Annotated in this window: 24 protein-coding genes; 15 read left to right on the top strand and 9 right to left on the bottom strand. The window is 40.6% G+C overall.

The features are described 5' to 3' along the window. Positions 1–138: 138 nt before the first annotated feature. From ffh to rpsP, 3 genes are read left to right on the top strand one after another with little or no spacing between them, the layout of a single operon-like run. Positions 139–1,701, top strand: coding sequence for a signal recognition particle protein (gene ffh, locus FJG96_RS02210; protein ID WP_139412545.1), 1,563 nt, complete (start codon positions 139–141; stop codon positions 1,699–1,701). A gap of 24 nt (positions 1,702–1,725) precedes the next feature. After that, positions 1,726–2,055, top strand: a complete 330-nt coding sequence (locus FJG96_RS02205) for a chorismate mutase (protein WP_139412544.1) — start codon at positions 1,726–1,728, stop codon at positions 2,053–2,055. Positions 2,056–2,070: 15 nt separating this feature from the next. Further along, entirely contained in the window at positions 2,071–2,445 is a 375-nt protein-coding gene (gene rpsP / locus FJG96_RS02200) for a 30S ribosomal protein S16 (protein ID WP_005774248.1), read from the top strand. A 153-nt stretch (positions 2,446–2,598) separates the two neighbouring features. Here rpsP and FJG96_RS02195 read toward each other — a convergent pair whose 3' ends face one another. Next, positions 2,599–2,814: a DUF1674 domain-containing protein gene (locus tag FJG96_RS02195; RefSeq protein ID WP_139412543.1), complete on the bottom strand. Its 216-nt coding sequence runs from the start codon at positions 2,812–2,814 to the stop codon at positions 2,599–2,601. An 83-nt stretch (positions 2,815–2,897) separates the two neighbouring features. Here FJG96_RS02195 and htpX point away from each other — a divergent pair, with 83 nt between their 5' ends. The 3 genes from htpX (at position 2,898) to FJG96_RS02180 (ending at position 7,142) form a co-directional block, all read left to right on the top strand. Further along, positions 2,898–3,941 carry a zinc metalloprotease HtpX gene (htpX, locus tag FJG96_RS02190; RefSeq protein WP_139412542.1) on the top strand — a complete coding sequence of 348 codons (1,044 nt, stop codon included), beginning with the start codon at positions 2,898–2,900 and terminating at the stop codon, positions 3,939–3,941. Positions 3,942–4,000: 59 nt separating this feature from the next. Next, on the top strand, positions 4,001–5,365 hold the full coding sequence (locus FJG96_RS02185) for an RsmB/NOP family class I SAM-dependent RNA methyltransferase (protein WP_139412541.1): 1,365 nt from the start codon (positions 4,001–4,003) through the stop codon (positions 5,363–5,365). Between the two features lie 64 nt (positions 5,366–5,429). Then, positions 5,430–7,142, top strand: a complete 1,713-nt coding sequence (locus FJG96_RS02180; protein ID WP_139412540.1) for a heparinase II/III family protein — start codon at positions 5,430–5,432, stop codon at positions 7,140–7,142. Positions 7,143–7,957: 815 nt separating this feature from the next. On the opposite strand, the gene FJG96_RS02175 is transcribed toward FJG96_RS02180, so the two are convergent. The 3 genes from FJG96_RS02175 to FJG96_RS02165 all read right to left on the bottom strand — a co-directional run bounded on the left by FJG96_RS02175 (position 7,958) and on the right by FJG96_RS02165 (position 11,933). After that, positions 7,958–8,110, bottom strand: a complete 153-nt coding sequence (locus FJG96_RS02175; protein WP_139412539.1) for a DUF1127 domain-containing protein — start codon at positions 8,108–8,110, stop codon at positions 7,958–7,960. A 379-nt stretch (positions 8,111–8,489) separates the two neighbouring features. After that, on the bottom strand, positions 8,490–10,109 hold the full coding sequence (purH, locus tag FJG96_RS02170) for a bifunctional phosphoribosylaminoimidazolecarboxamide formyltransferase/IMP cyclohydrolase (protein ID WP_139412538.1): 1,620 nt from the start codon (positions 10,107–10,109) through the stop codon (positions 8,490–8,492). A gap of 1,041 nt (positions 10,110–11,150) precedes the next feature. Continuing rightward, a complete protein-coding gene (locus tag FJG96_RS02165) occupies positions 11,151–11,933 on the bottom strand; it encodes an SURF1 family protein (RefSeq protein WP_139412537.1) in 783 nt (260 codons plus the stop codon). Positions 11,934–12,232: 299 nt separating this feature from the next. Here FJG96_RS02165 and rpmB point away from each other — a divergent pair, with 299 nt between their 5' ends. Together rpmB and FJG96_RS02155 are read left to right on the top strand one after the other, a co-directional pair. Further along, positions 12,233–12,550: a 50S ribosomal protein L28 gene (rpmB, locus tag FJG96_RS02160; protein ID WP_005774236.1), complete on the top strand. Its 318-nt coding sequence runs from the start codon at positions 12,233–12,235 to the stop codon at positions 12,548–12,550. A 146-nt stretch (positions 12,551–12,696) separates the two neighbouring features. Continuing rightward, on the top strand, positions 12,697–13,380 hold the full coding sequence (locus tag FJG96_RS02155; RefSeq protein WP_139412536.1) for a VUT family protein: 684 nt from the start codon (positions 12,697–12,699) through the stop codon (positions 13,378–13,380). 753 nt (positions 13,381–14,133) lie between these two features. Here the strand turns inward: FJG96_RS02155 and cobT are convergent. From cobT to FJG96_RS02140, 3 genes are all read right to left on the bottom strand, one after another. After that, positions 14,134–16,026, bottom strand: coding sequence for a cobaltochelatase subunit CobT (gene cobT / locus FJG96_RS02150; RefSeq protein ID WP_139412535.1), 1,893 nt, complete (start codon positions 16,024–16,026; stop codon positions 14,134–14,136). Positions 16,027–16,041: 15 nt separating this feature from the next. After that, positions 16,042–17,022 (bottom strand): cobaltochelatase subunit CobS, encoded by a 981-nt coding sequence (gene cobS, locus FJG96_RS02145; protein ID WP_139412534.1) that lies wholly within the window; start codon positions 17,020–17,022, stop codon positions 16,042–16,044. A 219-nt stretch (positions 17,023–17,241) separates the two neighbouring features. Further along, positions 17,242–17,862, bottom strand: a complete 621-nt coding sequence (locus tag FJG96_RS02140) for a J domain-containing protein (protein WP_139412533.1) — start codon at positions 17,860–17,862, stop codon at positions 17,242–17,244. Between the two features lie 123 nt (positions 17,863–17,985). Here FJG96_RS02140 and FJG96_RS02135 point away from each other — a divergent pair, with 123 nt between their 5' ends. Beyond that, on the top strand, positions 17,986–18,258 hold the full coding sequence (locus FJG96_RS02135) for a BolA family protein (protein WP_139412532.1): 273 nt from the start codon (positions 17,986–17,988) through the stop codon (positions 18,256–18,258). 19 nt (positions 18,259–18,277) lie between these two features. On the opposite strand, the gene FJG96_RS02130 is transcribed toward FJG96_RS02135, so the two are convergent. Then, entirely contained in the window at positions 18,278–19,246 is a 969-nt protein-coding gene (locus FJG96_RS02130) for a tyrosine recombinase XerC (RefSeq protein WP_139412531.1), read from the bottom strand. 3 nt (positions 19,247–19,249) lie between these two features. After that, positions 19,250–20,071 (bottom strand): SapC family protein, encoded by an 822-nt coding sequence (locus FJG96_RS02125; RefSeq protein ID WP_005774228.1) that lies wholly within the window; start codon positions 20,069–20,071, stop codon positions 19,250–19,252. 131 nt (positions 20,072–20,202) lie between these two features. Between FJG96_RS02125 and rimM the strand changes: the two genes are divergently transcribed. The 6 genes from rimM (at position 20,203) to sdhA (ending at position 25,512) form a co-directional block, all read left to right on the top strand. Continuing rightward, positions 20,203–20,748: a ribosome maturation factor RimM gene (rimM, locus tag FJG96_RS02120; protein WP_139412530.1), complete on the top strand. Its 546-nt coding sequence runs from the start codon at positions 20,203–20,205 to the stop codon at positions 20,746–20,748. 285 nt (positions 20,749–21,033) lie between these two features. Continuing rightward, on the top strand, positions 21,034–21,732 hold the full coding sequence (trmD, locus tag FJG96_RS02115) for a tRNA (guanosine(37)-N1)-methyltransferase TrmD (protein ID WP_139412529.1): 699 nt from the start codon (positions 21,034–21,036) through the stop codon (positions 21,730–21,732). Positions 21,733–21,941: 209 nt separating this feature from the next. Continuing rightward, positions 21,942–22,382: a 50S ribosomal protein L19 gene (rplS, locus tag FJG96_RS02110; RefSeq protein ID WP_139412528.1), complete on the top strand. Its 441-nt coding sequence runs from the start codon at positions 21,942–21,944 to the stop codon at positions 22,380–22,382. 472 nt (positions 22,383–22,854) lie between these two features. Then, positions 22,855–23,256: a succinate dehydrogenase, cytochrome b556 subunit gene (sdhC, locus tag FJG96_RS02105; RefSeq protein ID WP_139412527.1), complete on the top strand. Its 402-nt coding sequence runs from the start codon at positions 22,855–22,857 to the stop codon at positions 23,254–23,256. 18 nt (positions 23,257–23,274) lie between these two features. After that, positions 23,275–23,661, top strand: coding sequence for a succinate dehydrogenase, hydrophobic membrane anchor protein (gene sdhD, locus FJG96_RS02100; RefSeq protein ID WP_139412526.1), 387 nt, complete (start codon positions 23,275–23,277; stop codon positions 23,659–23,661). Positions 23,662–23,667: 6 nt separating this feature from the next. Beyond that, positions 23,668–25,512 (top strand): succinate dehydrogenase flavoprotein subunit, encoded by a 1,845-nt coding sequence (sdhA, locus tag FJG96_RS02095; protein WP_005774221.1) that lies wholly within the window; start codon positions 23,668–23,670, stop codon positions 25,510–25,512. Positions 25,513–25,525 lie beyond the last annotated feature (13 nt).

Raw genomic sequence — 25,525 nt, 5'->3', positions numbered from 1 at the left:
CTTGGAGCCACCGACTGAGACCCCAATGCAAGGGTATGAAGAGATCTCAGAGGTCAACATTCGACGGCGCGATGCGTTCTCGGGTGCTCTTTTGGTTTGTTTGTTATGCAACTTTGTTCGGAAACAATGAGGTAAATAATGTTTGAATCCTTGCAAGAGCGACTTGGTTCTATCCTGTCTCATTTGACGGGGCGTGGTGCTTTGTCGGATCAGGATGTTGCAGAGGCGCTGCGTGAAATTCGGCGCGCTTTATTGGAAGCTGATGTTGCTCTTGATGTTGTTCGTTCTTTTACTGATAGGGTTCGGGAAAAAGCGGTTGGGGCTGAAATTGTTAAATCAATTAAACCAGGCCAAATGGTGGTTAAAATTGTTCATGATGAATTGGTTCGTATTCTTGGAAATGAGAGCGTTCTGAGTGATTTGAATGCACCAGCGCCTGTTGTTATCATGATGATTGGTTTGCAAGGTTCGGGAAAAACCACCACAACAGCAAAGCTTGCAAAACGGTTCACTGATAAGCACAATAAAAAAGTTCTTATGGCGTCATTAGATACACGTCGTCCCGCTGCGCAGGAGCAATTGCGCCAATTGGGAGAACAAGCAAAACTTGCAAGTTTGCCAATTATTGCGGGACAATTGCCTGTTGATATTGCATCACGTGCTGTGCAAGCTGCTAAATTGGGTGGTTATGATGTGCTTCTTCTTGATACTGCAGGACGTAATCATATTGATGAAGCTTTGATGCTTGAATTGGCTGAAATTAAAGCATGTTCTCTTCCTCACGAAATTATGTTGGTGGCCGATAGTTTGACGGGGCAAGATGCTGTTCATCTTGCGCGTTCTTTTGATGAGCGTGTAGGGATTACAGGGATTATTTTAACACGGATGGATAGTGATGGGCGTGGGGGTGCGGCTCTTTCTATGCGTGCTGTGACGGGAAAGCCAATTAAAGCCATTGGAACCGGTGAAAAAATAGAGGCTTTGGAAGAGTTTCATCCCAGTCGTATTGCTGATCGGATTCTCGGAATGGGCGATATTGTTTCTTTGGTTGAAAAAGCTGCAGAAACAATGGATCATGAGAAAGCTGCTGCTTTTGCAAAAAAAATGCAGGCCGGAAAATTTGATCTGAATGATCTTGCAGAACAGTTGCAGAAAATGAAAAAACTCGGTGGAATGGGCGGTATTATGGGCATGTTGCCAGGATTGGGTAAGGTCAAAGAGCAGATTGCGGCGGCGGGTCTTGATGATCGTTTGTTTAATCGTCAATTGGCTATTATTTCATCCATGACACCCCAAGAGCGTGCGAATCCAGAGCTTTTAAAACATAGCCGAAAACAACGAATTGCGAAGGGGTCTGGGACAACGGCGGCTGATATTAATAAACTTTTGAAGATGTATCGCCAAATGGCTGATATGATGAAAGCCATGGGTGGTAAAGGCAAAAGCGGCTTTATGGGAAAAATGTTAGGAGGCCTTGGCTCCAAAATGGGTTTTGGAGGGATGGGAGGTGCAGATTCTTCAGCTGTGCCTGATTTATCGGGATTGGATATGAAGCAACTTTCAACGCTTCAAAAACAGATTGAAAATGGCCATGGAGGGAAGGTCTTGCCCGGACTTCCCGGACGTGATCCTACATTTCCTGGTCTTTCCAATGGCATTACCGATAGGGGAAAACTTCCTCAGCATTTTAAGAAAAAATAAGATGCAAAGAGGGAAAGGAATGTGATGCAGGAAACAGTATTAAACGAATTGGCGCATTTACGAGCATCTATTGATAATTTTGATGCAACTTTGATTCATATTTTAGCAGAGCGTTTTCGTTGTACAAAGGCTGTTGGGCGCTTAAAAGCCCGTTATGATTTGCCTAAAGTAGATCCTCTGCGTGAGCAACATCAGATCGCACGTTTGCGGCAATTGGCTATGGAAAGTCATCTTGATCCTGATTTTGCTGAAAGATTTTTAAAGTTTATTATTAAAGAAGTTGTTCGTCATCATGAAGTTATTGCTGAAGAGCAAAAAACAAAAAAAGTCAATTTAAACGAAAGCCAGAGCTGACAATAGGAGAAAAATATGGCATTGAAAATTCGTTTGTCCCGTGGAGGTTCAAAGAAACGTCCTTATTATCATATCGTTGTTGCGGATGTTCGTAGTCCGCGCGATGGGCGATTTCTTGAACGTGTTGGTGCATGGGATCCAATGTTGCCTAAAGATGGACCGAGGGTGAAACTTAATGAAGAACGTATCCAATATTGGCTTGGGCAAGGGGCTCAACCAACAGATCGCGTTTTGCGGTTTTTAGATGCGGCTGGCTTAAAAAAGCGTCCAACTCGCAATAACCCACATAAAGGTGAACCGGGTAAAAAAGCACAAGAACGTATAGCAGCAGCAAAGCAGGCAGCAGAGGAAGCAGCAGCTGCGGCTGACGCAGAATCTGCTTCAGAATAAGAAGCATGACTGCTTAATCAACGCTTTTTAAAAAAATTCTAAGAGAATAAATATTATCCGTTTTTGCCAATCAAAAACGGATCTTCTTTAAAAGAATGTTTATTTAAAATGGCGTTGGTTGTTTTAAAAGTTCAGTTTTAAAAATTTATGGCTTTAAAAGTCGATGGCGCGGCCCTTAATTTCCCAGTCTCCATAGCGGGAAGGGTCTTTGCCGCCGCGTCCACCGTTTTCCAACGGGTGTTCTTTTTTTGCTTCGTCTTTTCGCCTTGCTTCAGCTTCTTTAAGGGCGCGTTGTGCTGCGGGAGGAAGACATTGCTGTTTAACAATAGTTGAATTTTTTGGGCTTGTATTTTCATCTTTTTTATTCATTTTACACCTATTCCATTGAAGAAGCAGAAAGAAAACCCCATCATATAGTATTGGTAGACTTTTATCATGGAGTTTTTTGAGTAATGAACATAATGCGTACAGCCATGCTTTTGGCTTTTTTAACGGCCCTCTTTATGGGGGTTGGTTATCTTGTTGGAGGGGGCAGTGGCATGGTCATTGCTCTTTTAATGGCAAGTGGTTTAAACTTTTTTTCTTATTGGAATTCAGATAAAATCGTTTTACGTATGTACGGGGCGCGTGAGGTTGATCAGCATTCCGCACCCGTTTATTATAAAATCGTAAGCGATTTAGCTAAAAAAGCTTCTCTTCCTCAACCAAAGGTTTACGTGCTTGATAGTGCGCAGCCGAATGCTTTTGCAACAGGACGTAATCCTCAAAATGCCGCTGTGGCTGCAAGCCGCGGCTTGTTAGAGCGGTTAAGTGCAGAAGAAATTGCTGGCGTTATGGCGCATGAGCTCGCACATATTGAGCATCGTGATACCTTAACCATGACTCTAACAGCAACGATTGCAGGGGCAATTTCAATGCTTGGTAATTTTGCTTTTTTTATGGGAGGACAGCGTAGCTCTTCGGAAGATTCTCATGGTGGGGGGGCAATTGGAGGATTTATTGCACTGCTCGTGGCACCTTTTGCTGCAATGCTCGTGCAAATGGCCATTAGCCGTACGCGTGAATATGCTGCGGATCGGAGAGGCGCTGAAATATGTGGTAATCCTTTATGGTTGGCTTCAGCATTGCGTAAAATTGCAGATGGAGGGCATGGGGTTTACAATGAAGAGGCAGAGCATAATCCAGCAACCGCGCATCTATTTATTATCAATCCTTTGCGCGGTGAGGGAGCCGATAGTCTTTTTTCAACACATCCAGCAACGGCAAATCGTATTGCTGCTCTTTATCGGCAAGCAGAAGAGATGAGAGGGTCTCTTGCTGAAAGTGGCGGATGGAATAGAGAAGACGCTATAAATAAAAAAAGCAACGAGAAAAATTATGAAGATTTTCGCAGTCAGGCTCATGCATCAGGTGAGAAAGAAGATGACGCTTTTCAGCGGGTCACAAAACGTCCTTCTTGGCTTCGTTATGAAAATTCAAAAAGTTCTCGTTCATGAAATTTTTGAGGAGATTTCTGGGAGATCTCTTGAGGAAGCAGTGATATAAAGGTGTTATTTTGAAACACAAAAAAGCGGGGCATGTGTCTGAAAAAGATGTTCCAGGATTGGCTGTTCGGCAGGTGTGTGTACGTCTTTTAGGGGCGGTCGTTGATAAGGATACGCCTCTTTCTGGTTTAACGGATAATGAACACGGACACCCACAATATTTAAAACTTTCGCAACGAGATCGTTTATTGTGTCGGGCTATTTTGACAACGTCATTGCGTCATCGAGGGTCGATTGCGGCGGCTCTCTCGCGCTTTTTAGCGCGCCCTTTGCCTTCACAAGCACTGTCACTTCAGCATCTTTTGCATATCAGTGTGGCGCAAATTCTTTATCTTGATATTCCTGATCATGCCGCTATTGATTTAGCTGTGCGTGTGGCGAAATTTGATCCTCGTATGCGCCGTTTTTCAGGGGTGGTAAATGCTCTTTTGCGCAATGTTGCACGTGAGGCGGCATCTTTACGCCAACAAATTCCGACCATTGAAGGTGTTCCAGCGTGGTTTGGAGAGCTTTTAGTATCAACTTATGGAATAGAAAAGGCACGTCAAATTATAGAAATTCAAAGTGTGGAGCCTCCGCTCGATTTGACAGTAAAGTCTGATCATGTTGGATGGGCAGAGAGGCTTGGCGGTGTGGTATTGCCTAATGGTTCTGTTCGATTGAATCGTTTGGCGTGTTCTGTTTCTGATTTACCAGGCTATCGTGAGGGGGCGTGGTGGGTTCAAGATTTTGCTGCAGCGTTGCCTGCCTGTTTACTAGGAGAGCTTCGGGGTAAAAATGTTGCTGACCTTTGTGCGAGTCCTGGGGGGAAAACAGCACAATTGGCTTTGCAGGGAGCAGAGGTGACAGCCATTGAGCTTTCTGCTAACCGCGTCAAGCGTTTAAAAGAAAATATGGAACGGCTGCATTTTTCCGTTCACATTTGGCAGGGAGATGTGAGAAATTTTCATCCCACACAGCTGTTTGATGCGGTTCTTCTTGATGCTCCTTGTTCTTCTACAGGAACGATCCGTCGTCATCCCGATATTTTATGGACGAAATCGAGAGATGATGTTGTCAAGTTAGCGGCATTGCAATATGATTTGCTGGCCGCAGCAATTGCCTTGGTAAAGGAGGGCGGGCGGATTGTTTTTTCCAATTGTTCATTGGCTCGAGAAGAAGGTGAAGATCTCATTGAGAAAATTTTATCAACACGCAATGATATTGTTTTAGACTCTATTGATCCAGAAGAAATGGGAGCACTGGCGCATTTGCTTGGTGAGGGGATGTTGCGCACGACGCCGGCGGATTTTTGTCATAAAAATTTTGATGCTGAGAAAACTGCCTTTTTAGGAATGGATGGTTTTTTTGCCGCGCGCTTGCGAAAAATTGCTTAATTAACGCTTCATTTACAAAAATGGTCGAAATTGTATTTGATTCAGCATAGATGGAGATGGAATTTTGGCGGTTGCGGTAAAAGCTCCTCAAGTAAAAATAGCAGCCTGTATCGATACGCTACAGCATGTTATGCGACGTTTATGGGTCGGACCTTTGTTTCGTTGGCGGTTTTCAGGGTTTCGTCCTCATAAAATTTTAGCCCATCCCATTGATTTGCATGTGGCTGATCCGATGATGGCACATGAATTTTATCACGGTCGTTTTGCTTTTGCTGGTCATATTGTTCATTCTGGTGCTGTTTCACCTTTTTCATTGGTTTCGCCAACGCCTGAATGGGAAGCGGCTCTGCATGATTTTCATTGGTTGCGCCATATGGAAGCAGCAGAAAGTGATTTAGCTGCAGCGCATGCACGTTCTCTTTTAGAAGATTGGCTAGACCATGCTGGCAAAAAGGTAAAAGGGCTTGCTTGGAGTGGTCCTGTTGTAGCGCGGCGTTTGATCTCGTGGATTTGTCACTCAAAAATGTTGTTAGAAGGGGCAAGCGAGCGGTTTGAAAAACGCTTTTTACGTGCACTTGGTTTGCAATTCCGTTATTTGCGTGTAACAATTTGCAGTATGGAGCACAATGATCAACGGTTACAGGCAGCTACAGCTTTGACGTTTGCTTCTCTTGCTTTACCTGTTTCTACAGCGGTGAAAAAAAAGGTCCAAACCACGCTTATAGAAGAGCTTTCGCTTCAGATTTTGGTTGATGGTGGGCATATTTCCCGTAGTCCTATCATTTTGCTTAATTTATTATCAGATTTATTATCTTTACGTTACCTTTTTATGCGGAGCAATGAAACAGCACCCCGTATTTTGATTGATTCTGTTGAGCGCATGTTGCCAGCTTTGCGATTCTTTATCCATGAGGATCAAACATTGGCGCATTTTAATGGGGTTGGTCCCCTCGTGTCGGAACGGTTGTCAACACTTTTGGAGCTTGATGAAACAGGAGGCCATCCTTTTAGTTATGCGCGTTATTCAGGATTTCAGCGCTTAAAAGCCAATCAAACAACAATTATTGCCGATACGGGGAAATTTCCACCACGCTTTGTAGCACAGCAAGCTTGTTCAGGATGCTTGTCTTTTGAAATGTCTTCACAAGGACACCGTTTTATTATCAATACCGGTGTTAACCCTGATGGGCGGGAGGACTATCGACATTTAGGGCGTGTTACTGCTGCCCATTCAACAGCGACGCTTAATGATTGTTCGGTGGGCGTTTTTTACAAAAAAAAGAAAAATGGCGCTTCTCTTTTGTTTGATGGCCCTAGGGAAGTTCAAGTGCATCGTATAGAGGATTCTGAGAAAACAGGTTTTATTGCGAGCCATAATGGTTATGTGCGCCCCTTTAATCTTATTCATGAACGTGGTCTTATTTTGGCGACGAGTGGGGATATGATCGAAGGCTTTGATCGCTTTTTTATGCCCAATAAAGAGGGGAAAAAACATAAAAGAGGGCAAAGTGAACAAGATCATGTTGCTGTTCGCTTTCATCTTCATCCACAAGTTGACGTTAACTATGATGGTGAGCGTGTGTGTTTAGCGGTAAAGAACCACGTAGCGGGCGAGCAAGTATGGTATTTTATTTCGCCTGATGCGGATATTTGTCTTGAAGATTCGATTGATTTTGCGGAATTAGCAGGTCCACAACGGACACAGCAGATCGTTTTATATTTTCGCCCTGCATTTCAGGAAAAGGTTCGCTGGCGTTTTATCCGCAAAGCCGTTTGATAAAAAAATCAAAACATCGTTCTTATCGTCTATTGCGTTTTATTTTCGTGTCCTAAAATATCATCGTTTATGGGGGATATATCCCTTATTGAAGGACTGTGTAAATTTTTATACACGGAAGTATTTTTGTAAGTGTGTGGGATGAATATTTTGAGGCAAAATTTGCCTATAGAATCTCATGTGCTAGTGCTAAGAGTGGGTGCTCTAGCGGAAATGGGGGGTGACAGACCATTATTGACAGCTTGGTACTGATTTTAAGAATCTTCATTCTTTAAAGATGTTAAGAGAAAATTAAACGGTTACTTAATCTTCAAAAAGTTCTGGAGGGGGGTGTCGTGATCAATATTCTTGGTTTTGATCACATTATGGTTGCTTATAGAGTAATACGCTGGCATCATCACACACCCAGAGCTGCTTTTAATGTTGCGATACTCTCCTTGGCGTTTGAGACGATTCTTTTAATTTCTTTTTGTGCAGTTTTATTCCATACACTGCGCGCTACTCGCTTGATAACGTGCAAGAGACAGGATTATAATTGATTCAATATAAATAGATTGAGAATAAGACACTCGGACAGTAGAGTCTTTCATCAAACACGCAAAACAATGCACATTCTTGATAAATCAAAAGCCGCCCCTCGTAGAAACATTGAGAATTCAAGAAACAACATTACAGTAAAGAACCCAGGAAAAACCCCTTCTGCTTTGTGTTATTATCAAAGTGTTATTATACTAAAAACGAAGCCATAACACCAAGCCTTAAGATGCTCGCTCCTTTATAGCAAAGTATGCTCTCAAATATTCTTCAAACGACTCTTAGAAAGATTTACGCGAATAGCGCCGCGCAACTGAATCAATATCACCTCGACAAATGCCAAGGTCATTGAGTTCATATATCGAAAGACGGCTTAACGCATTAATGGTCCGACGATAACGGCGCCAATTACTATAAGAACGTAGAATATTCATATCCTGTACTCAAACTTTGTTACACTCTTTAGTTTAAGAATAGAGCATATCACTAAAAATAGTTGTGCTATAATGTCATAACAGGTATGCATCTACAGAGAAGAACACCCCTTTAATACGCATCGCACGTAAAAAGGCAACCATTTAAATCCCCTCATAACGACGATATCTTATTCCTAAAACAATGGCTAAATTATGTACATTTTTTATGGTAATAACTTCTTTATCATGGGTAGATTCTCTCGATTGAATAACCCCTCCTATTCAATGGTTATCAATCGACTAAGGATCTATAAAAATTCCTTGAAACGTTTGTCTTATATAGAAGATAAAATCACCGACACTATTCATGTTGCTAATATTTATAGCAAAAGTGCTGTTAATGACGGAAATGTCGTATTCCTGTAAAAACCATGGCTAACCCCTGTTCATTCGCAGCCGTGATAACTTCTTCATCACGCATGGAACCTCCTGGTTGAATGATGGCAGTTGCCCCTGCTTCAGCTGCTGCTAATAAACCATCTGCGAAAGGAAAAAATGCATCGGATGCAACCACAGATCCTTTTGTAAGAGTCTCTGTTAAGCCTGCTCTCTTTGCACTTTCTGCGGCTTTACTTGCAGCAATTTTTGCTGAATCGATGCGGCTCATTTGTCCAGCGCCAATACCAACTGTTGCACTATTTTTCGCGTATACAATAGCATTTGATTTAACGTGTTTTGCTACACGAAAAGCAAATTGAAGATCACGCATTTCATCTTGAGTTGGTGCTCGTTTTGTCACCACTTGCAATTTAAGATCATCAACCACCACATTATCACGTGATTGCACTAAAATGCCTCCTGCAAGTGTTTTTGCAAGAAGTCCTCCACAACGGGGATCAGGAATGCCCCCTGTAATGAGCAAACGAAGATTTTTTTTACGAGCAATAATTTCACGTGCCGCCATTGTTGCATCAGGCGCAATAATCACTTCTGTGAAAATTTTAACAATTTCTTCTGCACATTCCTCATCAAGGGTTTGATTTAAAGCAACAATTCCACCAAATGCTGATACATTGTCACACATCAGAGCTTTCAAATAAGCTTCTTTCAAATTTTTCCCTTCCGCCACACCACAAGGATTGGCATGTTTAATAAGAGCAACAGCAGCGGTTTTTTGCGGATCAAATTCTGCTACGAGCTCAAAGGCTGCATCTGTATCATTCAGATTGTTATAAGAAAGCGCTTTGCCTTGTAAAAGTTTTGCTGTGGCAACGCCAAAACGTTTTTCATTATTGCGATAAAATGCTGCCTGTTGATGGGGATTTTCCCCATAGCGCATAACATTTTCGAGATGACCAGAAAAACTTTGCCATGATGGTGTTTCAATTTTTAAATCTCGCGCAAACCATGCTGCTATTGCCGTGTCATAAGCAGCGGTGTGCGTATATGCACGCATTGCTAACTGATGGCGCATGGATAAGCTTAAACATCCGTTATGCTGTTTTAATTCCTCTAGAATCGAATCATAATCATTTATCGCTGTTACAACACCGGTATAAGCATAATTTTTTGCCGCAGCACGAATCATCGCCGGTCCACCGATATCAATATTTTCAAGAATCGTTTGTGGATCAGCTCCTGAGTGGAGTGTCTCTTCAAAAGGATAAAGATTTACCACCAAGAGATCAATTCCATGAATGCCGTTTTTTTCCATAGCTTCCCTATGGCTAGGATCTTCTCTTACCCCTAACAAAGCACCATGAATCAAAGGATGGAGTGTTTTTACACGCCCATCCATTATTTCAGGAAATCCAGTAACTTCAGCAACATCTTTTACAGGTAAACCAGCAGCTATGAGAGTTTTGGCTGTTCCTCCTGTTGAAATCAATTCAACATTGTAAGTCGCATAAAGGGCTTTTGCAAAGGCGACCACCCCCGTTTTATCAGACACAGAAAGAAGAACCCTTTGAACCCGATGAAGATCAGGTATGGGAAAATTTTTGGCAACAACACCCATAACAGAAGCCTTAAAAAAAGAGTTAAAATTTTAGCAAAATAAGTTTATACATTTGTAGCACAAGCCTTTAGCAAAATACACTGAAAGGATAAACTGTCTTTTTAAAATAGACGATGATTCTCCTTTTTTCTTATACTGTAAAATGCTATCATTGGAGGTGTTGTTGATAGGGATAAAAGTCTCATTTAACTCAATTTTACCTTTATAGCAGGCTTTAAATACAAAACGTTTCTGCACGTTTCAGTTGTATTTGCTTTTCTATGTGCGATGAAGGAGAGATCCACATACCCGTTTGAGTTATCTTTGAGAGACGGGAAATAATCAGCAAGAATATGAAATTATAACGGTAGAAATGCATACTCATTTTTCCTGCCATTTTTAATTTTTATATTTTTGTAAAAGCATTACAATGTTTGTAATAGAACGTTTTTTTAAGAGTGGAAATGACACATTGTCCCACATTTTTGGGCATTGCCTTTTTAATGAGATTACGCTTTTCATGCAAAATAAAATACTATTACAGGATGCATTTACGCGCGTTTATTTTAAAGTAAGCATTTTTCAATGAATCAACTTATGGTTGTCTTGTGAAGAATGTCGTGTAAATCACTTTGTGAATAGTATAATAGATCCATTAGATCCATAATCTGTAATTACAAGGTGTGAGGTTAGAACGTTCATTCTCTTTATACTTTAAGAACACGTGCTTTAACAATATTTGGCATTTGAGAGGAAGAAAGATTGATCTTCTTATTTTCAATGACTTTATCTGTACGGTTCTCTTTACTTGTGGAGGGAGCATGAGAATGATTTTACTGGTTTTGTCAGAAGATTTGAAGAAAAAGAGAGTCTTACGAATATTTGAGGTCTTATTTTAAGTTATAAAAGATAGAATTATTGTTATAAATCAAATAATTGCTTATTAAAAATTTTGTGCAGTTTAAACGCTCAATATGACAGCCTTAAGATCTTCTTTATTATGAAAAGGCCAAACGGTTTAATGAAAACTATATTGGGGATGGATATTTTACTGGTTGTTTTTTAATCTTTTTGTCGTAGCAGAAAGATAAAAGCGCCTAACATGCCAGCCGCTAAAATAAACCACGTGATTGCGTAAACAAGGTGATTGTTTCGAAAATGGATCATCGTAAGACCAGCAATGGGAAGGTTTGCTTGTGGAGATGTTTTTCTAGCGTCAATGAAATAAGGGGCAACAGTGGATAACCCAAGTTTTTCTGCCATAGCAGGAAGCTCACGTGTATACCATATATTTTTGTCAGGATTATTTTTGCGTGGAAAAAATCCATTTTTTTCACTCATGCGTAATAAACCGATAATTGTCGTTTGTTCTGTGTTTGTGGTAGAATCTTGCTGAGATGAGGCATGTGTATGCGATGGCTCTGAGTGTTGAAAATTGTTACGTTCGTCCATAGGGATAAAGCCACGGTTGATAAAGGTCAGTGTGTTGTCAGCAGTTTGTAAAGGAGTCAAAACCCAGTAACCCGTGGTGTTTTGAGCAGCAGCCGTGACCAAAATATTTTTATTTTTTAAAAAATTTCCTGTGATCACAACCGGTCGATATTCATCTTTTTCAAAAGTAACTTCAGCCCATTGATCTTTCCTAGGGGCTTTTATGGGGGATAAGTGAACGCGCTGATTGGCGCTGGTGATAAGATTTGTTTTCCAGTTTAACCGTTGTATTTGCCATACGCCTAATGCACTAAAGAGAAAGAAAAAACAAATACATAAAGTTCCAAACAAGAAAGAAGAAAAACGGCAAGAATTTTCCTGAAGCTTTGTCATGGGGGGGGATTTTTTGCTCATGATGTATGCTTCCTTTCAGGACAATAGATTTTTATTCTAACATGGTATGCCTTTAAAAAAAGCATTTTGTACGCTTTTTAGCAGAATTTGCACGCCTTGATTTTGGAAAAAGATGAAGGATGAGTCAGCCAAGAGATGAAAAAGGTTTTATAAAAGACTTGACCTTTTGTTGTCGAGCCCCTATTAGAAAGAAACTTCCCAATGATGCCCGTTCAAGGTCGCATTATGCGCGATTTGCATTCATTGTGTCTTTGGGGTATAGGGATTTGAAAGTTTCTTAGAGTTTAAAGGTGAAGTTTATGTCTCGTGCATGTGAATTGACAGGGAAAACGGTTCTGTATGGTAATAATGTTAGCCATGCGAATAATAAGACTCGGCGTCGTTTTTTACCAAATCTTTGCAATGTGACATTGATTTCAGAAGTGTTGCAGCAAAGTTATCGCTTGCGTATTTCAGCAAATGCATTGCGTTCTGTTGAGCATCGTGGTGGTCTTGATGGCTTTTTGGTCAAGGCAGACGATAAAGAATTGTCGCAACGTGCGCGTTTGTTAAAACGCCAAATCATTAAGAAAAAAGCTGAGCAAGAAAGCGAGCAAAAGGCTGAGCAAGCAGCGTGATTTTTGTAGCGTGATTGTTCGTATCACATTATCTTTGGTGGATTGATGCTCTAATCACGGATCTTCGTTCTAGAAGTTCATTTTTTGGCTTTTCTCTCTTTGATCGCTCTATTGTTTTATTGGTTCCATACCCCAGGTTAAAAAAAATGTTTTCAAGCGATCTTTTATTAGAACAGCAAAAGAGAAGATATGTTGTTTTTTCTATTTTAGCAATGTGTCTTGCGGTTACTGCTTCTAATATTTTGGTTCAGTATCCCGTCTATTGGTTTGGTTTGAATGAGCTTTTGACTTATGGAGCTTTTACTTATCCATTTGCTTTTCTCATCAATGATTTGACCAATCGTTTTTATGGTCCATCTGCTGCGCGGCGTGTGGTTTATGCTGGTTTTTTTGCCGGTGTTTTTGTTTCTTGGATATTGGCAACACCGCGGCTTGCTCTTGCTTCTAGTTTGGCATTTTTATTTGGTCAACTCCTTGATATCGTTGTTTTTACGCCTTTGCGACGGAAAACATGGTGGAAAGCACCTTTAGCAGCGGCGTTGGTTGGTTCGGCGTTGGATACCGTGTTGTTTTTTTCTCTTGCTTTTTCGAGCTCTTTTGCCATTCTTGATCAGATAACAGGGTATGCTGATAGTTCACTGGTGGAGAGTACTGTTTTGGGAGGGATAGGTATGCCCGTTTGGCTCTCGCTTGCTTTTGGCGATTTCTCCGTAAAAATTATTATGAGCTTGTTGATGTTAATTCCTTATGGAACAATTCTTAACATTGTGAAACTCCCTCTTTATAAAAGTCACGCAAAGGAGGATTCCTCTTTTGCTTGTAACAAATAATAACCTTTGTTTTTTGTTTTCTTTAAACTTTGAGAAAATTTTTGTTATGTTACGCGTGCGATAGCATCGTTGATTGAGAGAGTTTATTGCTTCACAGCTTAAGGGGAGAGGCTCGCATTTCAAGCCCCTTTTTGTGAGGAAGCAATAAAAATTATTTATTTAGGCTTTCATAAAAAATAGATCGATAAACACTCTTTGAACGAGGTTAAAAATACTTTCTTATAGACTATATTGATGTAAAAGAAACTTCAGTTGTGTGTTGTTAATTTATTGAAGTTATAAGGATAATTCATCATTTTGCAACATGACGAGAAGCCGCATATAACTTTTACGTATTGTAAATCTTCTTATGTTGTTTCAATAAAAGTTTCTCTTTTGCATATGATAAGCGGGGGAAAGCCCTTCATGAATCATCTTAAATGCCAAGGTTTGTTGCGATATTAAGGGCGGAACGCATAATGATAGTATCGGTTTTCTCTTTTATGGAGCGTAAAGATGGTGGTACTGCAATATCATTCATAGGTGCTTTTGTGAAATAAACTTGGAAGTAACGTGAAATGTTTTTAAATAGAATTATTCTTTCTAACATCGCTTGTTATGGGCAAGAAAATGATTTTATTTGATTTAATGGGGACAGATTTGAAATGAAAGAATTTTACGGCGTTTAGGATTCTTATTTAAGTTGAATAACGCTCGATGCATGATGATAAATCAATAGATTGCTGTATGGCTGATTTAAGGCGGGTTTATTTATTATAAATTTTGTGGTGTTTTATCACTAAAAAGTGCTTCTAGTTGTTTTGTTATGGCACCTGCAAGCTCTTCGGCATTCATAATTGTTACAGCACGTTGATAATAACGGGTGACATCATGTCCAATTCCAATGGCAATGAGCTCGATGGGGGAATGGGTTTGAATTTCTTGAATCACTGCGCGTAAATGTTTTTCTAGATAATTGCTTGCGTTGACTGATAGTGTTGAGTCGTCAACAGGGGCACCATCAGAAATAACCATGAGAATGCGACGTTGTTCACGCCGTGATAAAAGGCGTTGATGCGCCCAAATTAAAGCTTCTCCGTCAATATTTTCTTTGAGTAATCCTTCTTGCATCATCAAACCTAGATTGCGGCGTGCGCGACGCCATGGGGTGTCAGCACTTTTATAGATGATATGACACAAATCATTCAGGCGTCCAGGATGATGAGGTTTATGTTGCTCGACCCATTTTTCGCGTGATTTTCCCCCTTTCCAAGTTTTGGTGGTAAACCCTAAAATTTCAACTTTGACACCACAACGCTCAAGCGTTTGTGCCAAAATATCAGCACAACTTGCGGCAACGCTAATGGGGCGTCCGCGCATTGAACCAGAATTATCAATGAGGAGTGAAACAACCGTATCTCGAAATTGGGTGTTACTTTCCATTTTAAAAGAAAGGGGCTGCATGGGATCAATAATCAGCCGTGGAAGCCTTGCTGTATCGATATATCCTTCTTCAAGGTCAAAGTTCCAGTTGCGATTTTGTTGTGCCATAAGGCGCCGTTGGAGACGGTTGGCTAAACGTCCAACAATGTTTTGAAGATGATTAATTTGTTTATCAAGACAACGGCGTAAGTTATCTAACTCGTTTTCAGAATAAAAATCAGTTGCTTCCAAGACTTCATCAAATTGACGGGTGAAGATTTTATAATCGCCAAGTTTTTCCATTTGCTCTGAATCGGAAAAAAGACGTTTGGATTTGTTCGGCTTTTCTTGCCAAGAGTCATTTTTTTGCTCACCACTCGTTTGATCAATATCGTTTGTTTGTGTTGCTTGTGTTTTTCCTTCGTCTTGATCATCACTTTCTTGTTCTGTGCTAGTTTGTTCTTCACTTTGAGCGTGTTTTTTGTTTTTATTTTCTTCTGCTGTTTGATCTTGAGGTTCACATTCGTTTTTTAATTTTTTATCGTTTTCACTGTCAGAAGTTTCATCTTGTTGCACTGTCATTTTAAGGGTAGCAAGCATTTGGCGAACGATCTGTGCAAAAGCTTGTTGATTGTAAATATGATGCGTGAGCTCATTGAGTTGTGCTGCAGCTTTTTGTTCAAGTTCTTGGCGCCATAATTCTAAGACAGGACCTGCTTCTTTTGGGGCTGCGCGCTTTGTTATTTTTTCACGCAATAAAAGGGCTAACGCCTCTTGGATAGGGGCTTCACTTTGGTTACTAATCTTTTCATAATGGGCTCTTTTGTATTTATCGGCGAGCATGGCATCAAGGTTTTTTGCCAGTCCCTCCATGGCTAAAGTACCGATTGCTTCAACACGTGTTTGTTCGAGGGCATCAAAGATAGCTTGTGCTTCTGATTCTAGCGGAGAAAATTGCATGTGAATGCGCTTATCATGCCATGCTTTGCGCAGAGCCATGGAATCACCTAAGCCGCGGGTAATGGTGATATCTTTATCCGTAGCATGTTGTGGTAATTCTGGTAAACGTGCACAATTTTCGCTCAAAGATGGTCGGTTATGGCTAAAGGAAACTTCGAGGTGGGATGTTCCGGCAATGGCACGCATACAAGTAGAAAGAGCTTTCTTAAACGCTCCACTATCAAGTGTATTGAGGGGAGCATTGTTTGTTTGATTTTTGCTGTTGTCGTCAGGGGCGATCGCCATAATTGACATATTCCTTTAAGACAAGACACCCTGCATGAGTGATTCGGGAAGCTCTTGTCCAAAGGCGCGTTGATAAAACTCTGCGACAGTGGCACGTTCGAGTTCATCACATTTATTGAGAAAGGTTAATCGGAAGGCAAAGCTAATATCTTGAAAAATTGTGGTATTTTCTGCCCAAGTAATGACAGTGCGTGGGCTCATAACTGTTGAAAGATCCCCATTGATAAAAGCTTGGCGGACCATATCTGCAACGTGAACCATTTGTGAAATTGTTTTTTTCCCCTCAGCCGATTGAAAAGGTTTGACCTTTGAACAAACAATATCAACCTCTTTATCATGGGGTAAATAATTCAGTATCGTAATAATAGACCAGCGGTCCATTTGGGCTTGATTGATTTGTTGGGTACCATGATAGAGCCCTGTTGTATCACCAAGGCCAATGGTATTGGCTGTTGCAAAAAGACGAAATGCTGGGTGAGGAGAGATAACGCGGCTTTGATCAAGTAAGCTGAGTTTGCCAGAGGTTTCTAGAACACGTTGGATGACAAACATAACATCAGGACGCCCTGCATCATATTCGTCGAAAACAAGAGCAATATTATTTTGATAAGCCCATGGCAAAATGCCCTCTTTAAATTCAGTGACTTGTAAGCCATCTTTTAAAACAATCGCGTCTTTTCCTACAAGATCGATACGACTTACATGACTGTCGAGATTAATGCGAAGACAAGGCCAATTGAGACGGGCAGCAACTTGTTCAATATGCGTTGATTTGCCTGTTCCGTGATAGCCGGAAACCATGACACGACGGTTAAAAGTAAAACCTGCAAGAATCGCTAAAGTTGTTTGCGGATCAAAAAGATAATCGGGATCGATATCAGGAACATGCGGGCTTTTTGTGCTAAAAGCAGGAATTTTCATATCTGTTTCAATATGAAACAAGTCACGAGCACAAAGGGTAATATCGGGTGTATTTTCAAGGTTAAGATTTGTCATGATGTTTCTGGCAGGGAAAGAACGCTATTTATTTCATGAGAAAACGATACAAGAGTTAGAGCATTTATGCAATGCTCTAACGAGAGCCTTAGAAATGAAGGAAGATGAGATAAAGGATGATCATTCTCACCTATTCTATCATATTGTGTGAAGATAAGAATGTTCTTATGCAAAGAGTGATAATCTCAATGAGAATGGGGTCGCATCAATGCGTATTTTTTAGCATAAACCAGATTTTTTGAGTAAATTATAAGCATGTAAAACATCGCGAAAGCGTTCTTCAGAGGCGCGATTACCCCCATTGGAATCAGGATGATGCTTTTTCACCAGCTCTTTATATTTCATTTTGATATCTTCTGCTGAAGCGTTTGCTTGTAGTCCTAGTGTATCAAAAGCTTTTGCTTCTAAGGGTTTTAATTTTCGTGAGAAACTATTGCTTGAACGCCGCTCAGTAAAAAGTGTGAAGGGATCACGCATACGATTTTGATAGGCCGCTGTTCCAGAGCGAATCTTTGCATAATTGGCAGCAGTTTTTTTCGCTGTACCATTGCTAAGATCTGTCGGCCATGTTGGGCGATGCCCTGTGAGAGCATCCTTTTGGAATTTTGCGATATCTTGGTTGCTAAGACCCGAGAAGTAATTAAAATTTTTATTATAGGCGCGCACGTGCTCAATACAAAAATGTAGATATTGTCCTTCGTGATTTCGACCTGCCGGTGCCTTATGGGTTCCTGTCTTTTCACACCCTTCCCACTGACACTGTTGCACTTCTGGCTCAGATTTTTGTTTTTTATTTGAGCTTATGCGAATTGAATCGAATAATTTAGATGTTATTGCCATATTATTGGTTTATGCAAAATTGATTAATTTTACAAGAATTGACTTTTAAAAAATTTGTTTTCACACTTATTTGGTTATGAAAAAGGTGTATTCTTACACTTTCATTTTGTTAAGGAATGAAAAATGTCTATAGAAACAATCATCAAGAAAAAGCTTCAGGATGCTTTTCATCCGCAGAAACTTGAAGTGATTAATGAGAGCCATCTTCATGAGGGACATCCTCATAATGAACATGCTTTTGATGGGAAAGGAGAAACACATTTTCGCGTGAAAATTTTATCTTCTTCTTTTTCCAAGATGACGCGCGTAGAAATCCATCGAGCGATTTATAAAGTTTTACAAGAAGAGTTAGCGACTTGTGTTCATGCCTTGGCACTTGAGGTTGAAACACTTTAATTTGTTTGATGAGGCGTTTTTAAGAACGAGGATGGGCCTTTTGATAAATTTCCAACAAATGGTCTGTATCAACATGGGTATAGGTTTGGGTGGTGGAAAGACTCGCGTGCCCAAGGAGTTCTTGAATCGTTCGCAAATCTCCCCCCCGTGATAAAAGATGGGTGGCAAAAGAATGACGTAGCGTATGGGGGGTGGCCGTTTCTGGTAAACCAAGACTTGCACGTAAGTTGCGTACAGTTTTCTGAATGATAGCCGGCTGTAGGGGGCCACCTCGTGCGCCGCGAAACATGGGTTGGTTATCTTTTAAAGGATATGGACAATATTTGAGATAATTTTGTACAGCTTCGTAAACAATTTTTATGAGAGGGACAAGGCGTGTTTTTCCCCCTTTTCCTGTTATGTATAAACTTGTTTTTTCAGGATCAGAAAATTGTTCTGGTGTGAGGCTTAAGGCTTCTGATATTCGCATACCACAGCCATAGAGAAGCATAAGGACAGCTGCGTTACGCGCGTTAATCCAAGGTTCGTTTTCTAGCTGATTTTCTTGTTGGACGACGTGGAGAGCTGATTGTATTGCTAAAGGTTTTGGGAGTGACTTTGGATGTTTGGGGCTTCGGATAAGCTGAGCAGCGGGAATATTGACGATTCCTTCGCGAGATAGATATTTGAAAAAAGAACGAATGCCTGCTATCCCACGGCTTAAAGAGCGCGCACTGACGTTGTTTGTACGCCGATAAGCAAGATAAGCACGCAAATCACTGACGCGTAAATGAGCAAGATCTGTGAAAGTTGGTGCTTGGCTTAAATGTTGACAGAGAAAAGACAAAAATTGCCGCGTATCACGTTCATAGGCTTGTGCTGTTTGTACGGACATACGACGGGTTTTTACAAGATGCTCTAACCAGTTTTTCCTTGCAGTTAAAACCGCATGGTCGGCTGGAATGAGAGGGCTATTTTCATCTTTTCTCTTGTCGTTTTTTATAGGCATTATCTAGTTAAGGGTCTCTTTCTTTGTAGAGCTTTCATCGTTGATGTGACCATTCTTGTTTTCGGGTTTTTCTTCATGATTGATCAGTTGCTTTTCACCTTTGAGAGAGAGTATTTTTAAAAGATTATGCGTTGACATCAAATGCGCAAAGATTAACCCTAAAAAGCCATTTTTATGCAGTTTTGCAAGCTGGCTTGCTGATAATTTATTCAATTTTTCTTCATCAACAACCCAAAAATTTTCCAATTGCGCTGAAAGACCTTGATCGTTTTTCACATTGATTGATTTTTGACTGAGAAGATCCATTTCCACAAGAGCATCAATGAATTCAGAGGTTTTCTCCATCGCGATTTTAAAACTTTCAAGAAAACGAATACGTTCTTCCATAAAAGGAGAAATAGAGCCATCGGAATTAAAAAGTTCTGTTCCTGCGACTTCATTAAACATTCCTGACTGTTGATCAAAGCAAACAGAAAGTTCTTTTTCATTGCTAATTTGTGCTAAAACAAAAGGATAGCGACGAACAAAAGCAGGAACATAAGTATGGGTTCTCCAACTTTTATCAGAGGCGATATAGTCATTTTCATCGTTAGAAAGGCCAACAAGGGCAGCGGAAGTATAGTGCCGTTTTTTTTGTTCATCTTCGGCGCACATAAACAAAATAGGATAGTCTAGGGCTGCTTGAAAATATTCAGTACTTGCTAAAGGAACCCAGTGCGTATTTTTGGCAAAAGACATATCACTTGGTGGCGCAAATTTTAGATTTTTATGGGAAACTTTGTTGATTGGTGTGATATCTTTGTAAAATAGCATAATATTTGCCATAAGACTTCTCCTTATATTAATTTGTTTTTGTTACCAAGAAAGGTCTTTTGGGAAGATTGTCTCATATGGCAACAAGATTGAATAGAAATGATTAAGATTGAGGGTTCACTTTTGAGAGATAATGTTTTTGTATGAAGTATAATAAAGAAAAGCTTAAAAATAAAGTCTATCTTGCCATTATTGGTATGCCTCATGGTATAAAAGGAGATGTTTTTGTTAAAATTTTAAGTGCTGAGCCACAGCGTTTCAAATCTTACGGGACTCTTTATGATGATATGGGGCGCTCTTATGAAATTGTAACTCTTCGCAAACAAAAAAATAACGCGATTGTACGTTTTAAAGGGATTGATAATCGTAATGATGCCGAGTCTTTAAAAGGGATTTACCTTTATGTGATGCGTGATCAATTGAGTGATGATTTGGGCGAGGATGAGTTTTATCAAGTTGATTTAATAGGTTTGCGTGTTCAAGAATATGGGGGGAAAATCTTAGGGGAAGTGTGTGGTTTTTATAATTTCGGGGCTGGCGATTTGCTTGAAATAGGTTTGAATACAGGCAAAAGAGTACTTATTCCTTTTAGTAAGGTGGCAGTACCAGAAATTTGTATGGATTCTGGTTTTCTTATTGTTGATCCCATGGCGGCTGGCCTGAGCAGTGGGAGAGAAAATGATCAGTAATGAAATGGCTTGAATTTAAAAAATAATCGGTGAATTTTGTCAAAAAAAAGTGAAAAATATGAAAATAGTAAGAATGCGCTTTTGAGCAGATATTATAAGCATTTTATCTTGAGATATTCCTGAGTTTTAGAGTCTTTTTTGAAAGTGTAAGTATGAAAAGGACCCTATTGAATAGGTTGCAGGTTAAGAAGATTCCTATTAACGCTATAGCGTTGCGTTGATTTTGTTTATGCTATTTTGACTTTAAAAGAGTTTGTTGAATAAAATGAGGATGAAAAAACAAAAATGAAGTTTCAGGCGCGCGTTTTAACTCTTTATCCTGAAATGTTTCCTGGTTTTTTAGGGTATTCTTTAGCAGGGCAAGCTTTAGAGCGCGGAATTTGGTCACTGGAGACAGTGCAGATTAGAGATTTTGCTTTGGATAAACATCATAGCGTTGATGATACACCTGCTGGTGGGGGGGCTGGTATGGTGATGCGGGCAGATGTCTTGGCAGCTGCGCTTGATCATTGTCCACAGGATTCGCCAAGATTATTGATGAGCCCCCGTGGGCGGCCTTTTGATCAAGCTTATGCACGTCGTTTGGCTGGTGATTCGGGCATAACATTGGTTTGTGGACGGTTTGAAGGCGTTGATGAGCGAGTCATAGAAGCACGTGAATTAGAAGAAGTCTCTATTGGTGATTATATTCTTTCAGGCGGTGAAACTGCCGCACTGGTTATCTTAGATGCTATTATCCGTCTTCTCCCTGGCGTGATGGGAAATAAAGCTTCTGCAAAGTGTGAAAGTTTTGAAAATGGTTTGCTGGAACATCCCCAATACACGCGCCCTTCTCTTTTCGAAGGACGAGCGATTCCACCCGTGTTGACCTCAGGGCATCACAAAGCAATTGCAGATTGGCGTCAAAGCCAAGCCGAGTTGTTAACACGTCAGCGTCGTCCTGATCTTTATGCGCGTTATGATAAAAATCGTCAGAAAACTTGATTCATAGGATAAGGTGGTGTATTGCATGCCTTTCTTTTTGAGAGAATTTTGAATAAAAGGTTTTCTATAGTTCCGAAAGTAAAATGAAGGAACGGTGTATTCGCTCCTGTGTAAGGCATAGCTTAAAGAGCATCTTTTCGTAGTACAAGGCTTTTTGGGTAAGAGTTGAGCGCTCTGACTGTTCGATAAAGAACATGAAGGATAAAAAAATGAATATTATCGCACAGCTTGAAGCTGAACAATGTGCAAAAATTGAAGAAAAACGCCAATTTCCAGCCTTTAAACCAGGAGATACCGTCCGTGTTATGGTGCGTGTGAGCGAAGGTACGCGGACGCGTGTTCAGGCTTATGAAGGCGTGTGTATTGCGCGTTCTGGCGGTGGATTGAATGAGACTTTTACAGTCCGCAAGATTTCTTATGGTGAAGGGGTCGAACGTGTATTCCCTGTTTATTCTCCTTTGATTGAAGCGGTTGAGCTGGTGCGTCGTGGTAAAGTGCGTCGAGCAAAACTCTATTATCTTCGTGGTTTGAGAGGTAAAGCTGCCCGTATTGCTGAAAAGAGAGATTATCGAAAAAAGGGTGAAAAGGGCGTTGAGAAAGTAGAAACATCCCCTGTAAGCGCAGATATTGAAACGCACGTTGCTGAGTAAAAATTATATAAAAGCGGCTTTTATGCCGCTTCTTTGTGTCTTTTATGATTCGCTTTGTCATTTAAAAGACTTGTAAAAGGCTGGGAGGGGGCATAAAAATGTTTAACCTATCCAAATTTTGTCTCTTTTTTTATTCTTAATAATTGAGTAAAGTGCAGGGTATCATTGCGCATGTCGTGGACACTCAAACGGAATAAGTATAGTTTGAAAAATGTCTGTTTATATTTGATAAAAGATGTTAGACCTTTGACGTTAAGATAAAAGTGTATTAGATTAAGGCAAGTTTTGCGGATCATATCCGTGGAGTAATCGGTTTTTTTTATGCGTGACCTTTAATCCGTTATTTGAGACAACCGACCTGTAATCGGTATCTTGAGATACCAAACAAGTAAAAACGAGAGAGTATATTTGTTCATTTTGTGTGAACCTTCTCGTTCGTTGCGGTTGCAAAAAAACCAGGTCAGGATATTTTATGACAGAGACAACTAGGATAAAAGAGCGCCCTCGTTCCCCTCATATCAGTATTTATCGTTGGACAATTACCATGGCCATGTCCATCGCACACCGTATTACGGGTATGGCCCTTTATGTTGGAACGGTTTTTCTTGCCGTTTGGTTAATTGCTATTGCCTGTGGCGAGGAGGCATTTAGAACAGTTCACGAAATTTATAGTTCTTGGTTTGGATTGTGTATTTTGTTTCTTTATACTTTGGCAGGGGTTCATCACATGGTTGGTGGTGTTCGCCACATTGTTTGGGATCTGAAACCTTGCCTTTTGGCAAAAGAAAAGGCAACAGTTACTGCTTGGGCGACAGTGTTTATTTCTCTTATTATTACTTTTGTGATTTGGATTATTGGATATACCGTTGTTTAACTGGGGGTGAAAAGAGACATGAAAAAAGATTTTCGAACGGAACTTGGAAAAGTACGGGGGCGGGGGAGTGCACATGAGGGAACAGAGCATTTTTGGCGAGAACGTTTGACAGGGTTTATCAATCTACCACTTTTGATCTTTTTTATTGTTCTTATTCTTTCGCTTGTGGGCAAAGATTATAGTATTGTGCGTGCAAGGTTTGCACATCCTATTGTGGCTATTTTGATGGGATTGATGACTCTTTCAGTTCTTTATCATATGAAACTTGCTATGCAGGTGGTGATTGAAGATTATATTCCACGAGAAGGTTTCCGGTTATTCTTTTTGACATTAAATATTTTATTTTGTTTTTTCATGGGCGGTGTCATTATTTTTTCTCTTTTAAAAATTGCATTAGGGGGTTAAACAAATATGGCGGGTACAAGATCATCTTTGGGCGCTAAAGCAGGTAACGCCCCTTATCACACTGTAGATCATAAATTTGATGTCGTTGTTGTTGGGGCAGGGGGGGCTGGATTACGTGCGACACTGGGTATGGCAGAACAAGGATTAAAGACAGCTTGTATCACGAAGGTTTTTCCAACTCGCTCACATACCGTTGCAGCACAAGGGGGAATTGCCGCATCGCTTTCAAATATGGGACCTGACAATTGGCAGTGGCATTTATATGACACCGTGAAAGGCTCTGATTGGTTGGGTGATACCGATGCAATGGAATATTTGGTGCGTAATGCCCCAGCTGCTGTGTATGAATTAGAACATTATGGCGTTCCTTTTTCCCGAACACAAGAAGGAAAAATTTATCAACGTCCCTTTGGTGGACATACGACACAATTTGGTGAAGGTCCACCTGTTCAACGGACTTGTGCTGCTGCAGATCGTACAGGCCATGCCATTTTGCATACACTTTATGGACAAAGCTTAAAGCATAATGCGCAATTTTTTATTGAATATTTTGCACTCGATCTTATCATGACCGATGGGGTTTGTACTGGGGTTGTGGCGTGGAATCTCGATGATGGTACAATACACCGTTTTTCTGCTAAGATGGTTGTTCTTGCAACTGGTGGTTATGGACGTGCTTATTTTTCTGCAACATCGGCGCATACCTGTACGGGTGATGGGGGTGGAATGATCACACGGGCTGGATTACCCCTTCAGGATATGGAATTTGTGCAATTCCATCCCACAGGCATTTATGGTTCTGGCTGTCTCATTACAGAGGGTGCTCGTGGGGAAGGGGGCTATTTAATCAATTCTGAAGGTGAACGCTTTATGGAGCGCTATGCGCCTTCCTTTAAGGATTTGGCTTCACGCGATTTAGTTTCGCGTTGTATCACGCTGGAAATTCGTGAAGGACGTGGCGTTGGTCCTAAGAAGGATCATATTCATTTGGTTCTCAATCATATTGATCCTGCAATCTTGCACGAGCGTTTACCAGGGATTTCCGAATCCGCCCGAATCTTTGCAGGGGTGGATGTTACAAAAGAACCGATTCCCATCTTGCCAACGGTTCATTATAATATGGGCGGTATTCCTACCAACTACTACGGCGAAGTTCTCAATCCAACAGCTGATTCGCCTGATCGTATTCAGCCAGGACTGATGGCAGTGGGTGAAGCGGGATGTGCTTCTGTTCATGGTGCTAACCGCTTGGGATCAAATTCATTGATTGATCTTGTGGTGTTTGGGCGTGCTGCTGCCATTCGTGCGGGAGAAGTTATTGATCGGAATGCAGAAATTCCGCCTTTGAATGAAGAAGCTGTTGACGAAATTATGGCGCGTTTTGATCGTTTACGTTTTGCACAAGGAGCGATACCAACAGCTCTTTTGCGTGAAAAAATGCAACGCACCATGCAAGAAGATGCTGCAGTCTTCCGTACAGAAGATTCTTTGCAACAGGGATGCCAACGGATGAATAAAATTTGGGAGGAATTGTCTGATCTTAAAGTTACAGATCGTTCCATGATATGGAATTCTGATTTGGTTGAAACATTAGAGCTTCAAAATCTCATGGCAAATGCTATCATGACTGTTCATTCTGCGGCAGCACGTTTAGAAAGCCGTGGCGCTCACGCCCGTGAAGATTATCCAGAGCGTGATGATAAAAATTGGCGAAAACATACGCTTTCACATTTATCAAAAGAAGGTAAGGTGACATTATCATATCGACCTGTCCATGTGGACCCATTAACATCTGAAGCTGATGGTGGAATCGATTTAAAGCGCATTGCACCTAAAAAACGGGTTTATTAAGGGGAGAATGAAA

The sequence above is a fragment of the Bartonella mastomydis genome (assembly GCF_900185775.1).
In the GTDB taxonomy this organism is placed as follows: Bacteria; Pseudomonadota; Alphaproteobacteria; order Rhizobiales; family Rhizobiaceae; genus Bartonella; species Bartonella elizabethae.
This window is presented reverse-complemented; position numbering and strand designations above follow the sequence as displayed.

What these genes read in the sequence shown, in the direction of transcription:
- ffh (WP_139412545.1), top strand. Translation starts at nt 139, where the DNA reads ATGTTTGAATCCTTGCAAGAGCGACTTGGTTCTATCCTGTCTCATTTG.
- FJG96_RS02205 (WP_139412544.1), top strand. Translation starts at nt 1,726, where the DNA reads ATGCAGGAAACAGTATTAAACGAATTGGCGCATTTACGAGCATCTATT.
- rpsP (WP_005774248.1), top strand. Translation starts at nt 2,071, where the DNA reads ATGGCATTGAAAATTCGTTTGTCCCGTGGAGGTTCAAAGAAACGTCCT.
- FJG96_RS02195 (WP_139412543.1), bottom strand. Translation starts at nt 2,814, where the DNA reads ATGAATAAAAAAGATGAAAATACAAGCCCAAAAAATTCAACTATTGTT.
- htpX (WP_139412542.1), top strand. Translation starts at nt 2,898, where the DNA reads ATGAACATAATGCGTACAGCCATGCTTTTGGCTTTTTTAACGGCCCTC.
- FJG96_RS02175 (WP_139412539.1), bottom strand. Translation starts at nt 8,110, where the DNA reads ATGAATATTCTACGTTCTTATAGTAATTGGCGCCGTTATCGTCGGACC.
- purH (WP_139412538.1), bottom strand. Translation starts at nt 10,109, where the DNA reads ATGGGTGTTGTTGCCAAAAATTTTCCCATACCTGATCTTCATCGGGTT.
- FJG96_RS02165 (WP_139412537.1), bottom strand. Translation starts at nt 11,933, where the DNA reads ATGAGCAAAAAATCCCCCCCCATGACAAAGCTTCAGGAAAATTCTTGC.
- rpmB (WP_005774236.1), top strand. Translation starts at nt 12,233, where the DNA reads ATGTCTCGTGCATGTGAATTGACAGGGAAAACGGTTCTGTATGGTAAT.
- FJG96_RS02155 (WP_139412536.1), top strand. Translation starts at nt 12,697, where the DNA reads ATGTTTTCAAGCGATCTTTTATTAGAACAGCAAAAGAGAAGATATGTT.
- cobT (WP_139412535.1), bottom strand. Translation starts at nt 16,026, where the DNA reads ATGGCGATCGCCCCTGACGACAACAGCAAAAATCAAACAAACAATGCT.
- cobS (WP_139412534.1), bottom strand. Translation starts at nt 17,022, where the DNA reads ATGACAAATCTTAACCTTGAAAATACACCCGATATTACCCTTTGTGCT.
- FJG96_RS02140 (WP_139412533.1), bottom strand. Translation starts at nt 17,862, where the DNA reads ATGGCAATAACATCTAAATTATTCGATTCAATTCGCATAAGCTCAAAT.
- FJG96_RS02135 (WP_139412532.1), top strand. Translation starts at nt 17,986, where the DNA reads ATGTCTATAGAAACAATCATCAAGAAAAAGCTTCAGGATGCTTTTCAT.
- FJG96_RS02130 (WP_139412531.1), bottom strand. Translation starts at nt 19,246, where the DNA reads ATGCCTATAAAAAACGACAAGAGAAAAGATGAAAATAGCCCTCTCATT.
- FJG96_RS02125 (WP_005774228.1), bottom strand. Translation starts at nt 20,071, where the DNA reads ATGGCAAATATTATGCTATTTTACAAAGATATCACACCAATCAACAAA.
- rimM (WP_139412530.1), top strand. Translation starts at nt 20,203, where the DNA reads ATGAAGTATAATAAAGAAAAGCTTAAAAATAAAGTCTATCTTGCCATT.
- trmD (WP_139412529.1), top strand. Translation starts at nt 21,034, where the DNA reads ATGAAGTTTCAGGCGCGCGTTTTAACTCTTTATCCTGAAATGTTTCCT.
- rplS (WP_139412528.1), top strand. Translation starts at nt 21,942, where the DNA reads ATGAATATTATCGCACAGCTTGAAGCTGAACAATGTGCAAAAATTGAA.
- sdhC (WP_139412527.1), top strand. Translation starts at nt 22,855, where the DNA reads ATGACAGAGACAACTAGGATAAAAGAGCGCCCTCGTTCCCCTCATATC.
- sdhD (WP_139412526.1), top strand. Translation starts at nt 23,275, where the DNA reads ATGAAAAAAGATTTTCGAACGGAACTTGGAAAAGTACGGGGGCGGGGG.
- sdhA (WP_005774221.1), top strand. Translation starts at nt 23,668, where the DNA reads ATGGCGGGTACAAGATCATCTTTGGGCGCTAAAGCAGGTAACGCCCCT.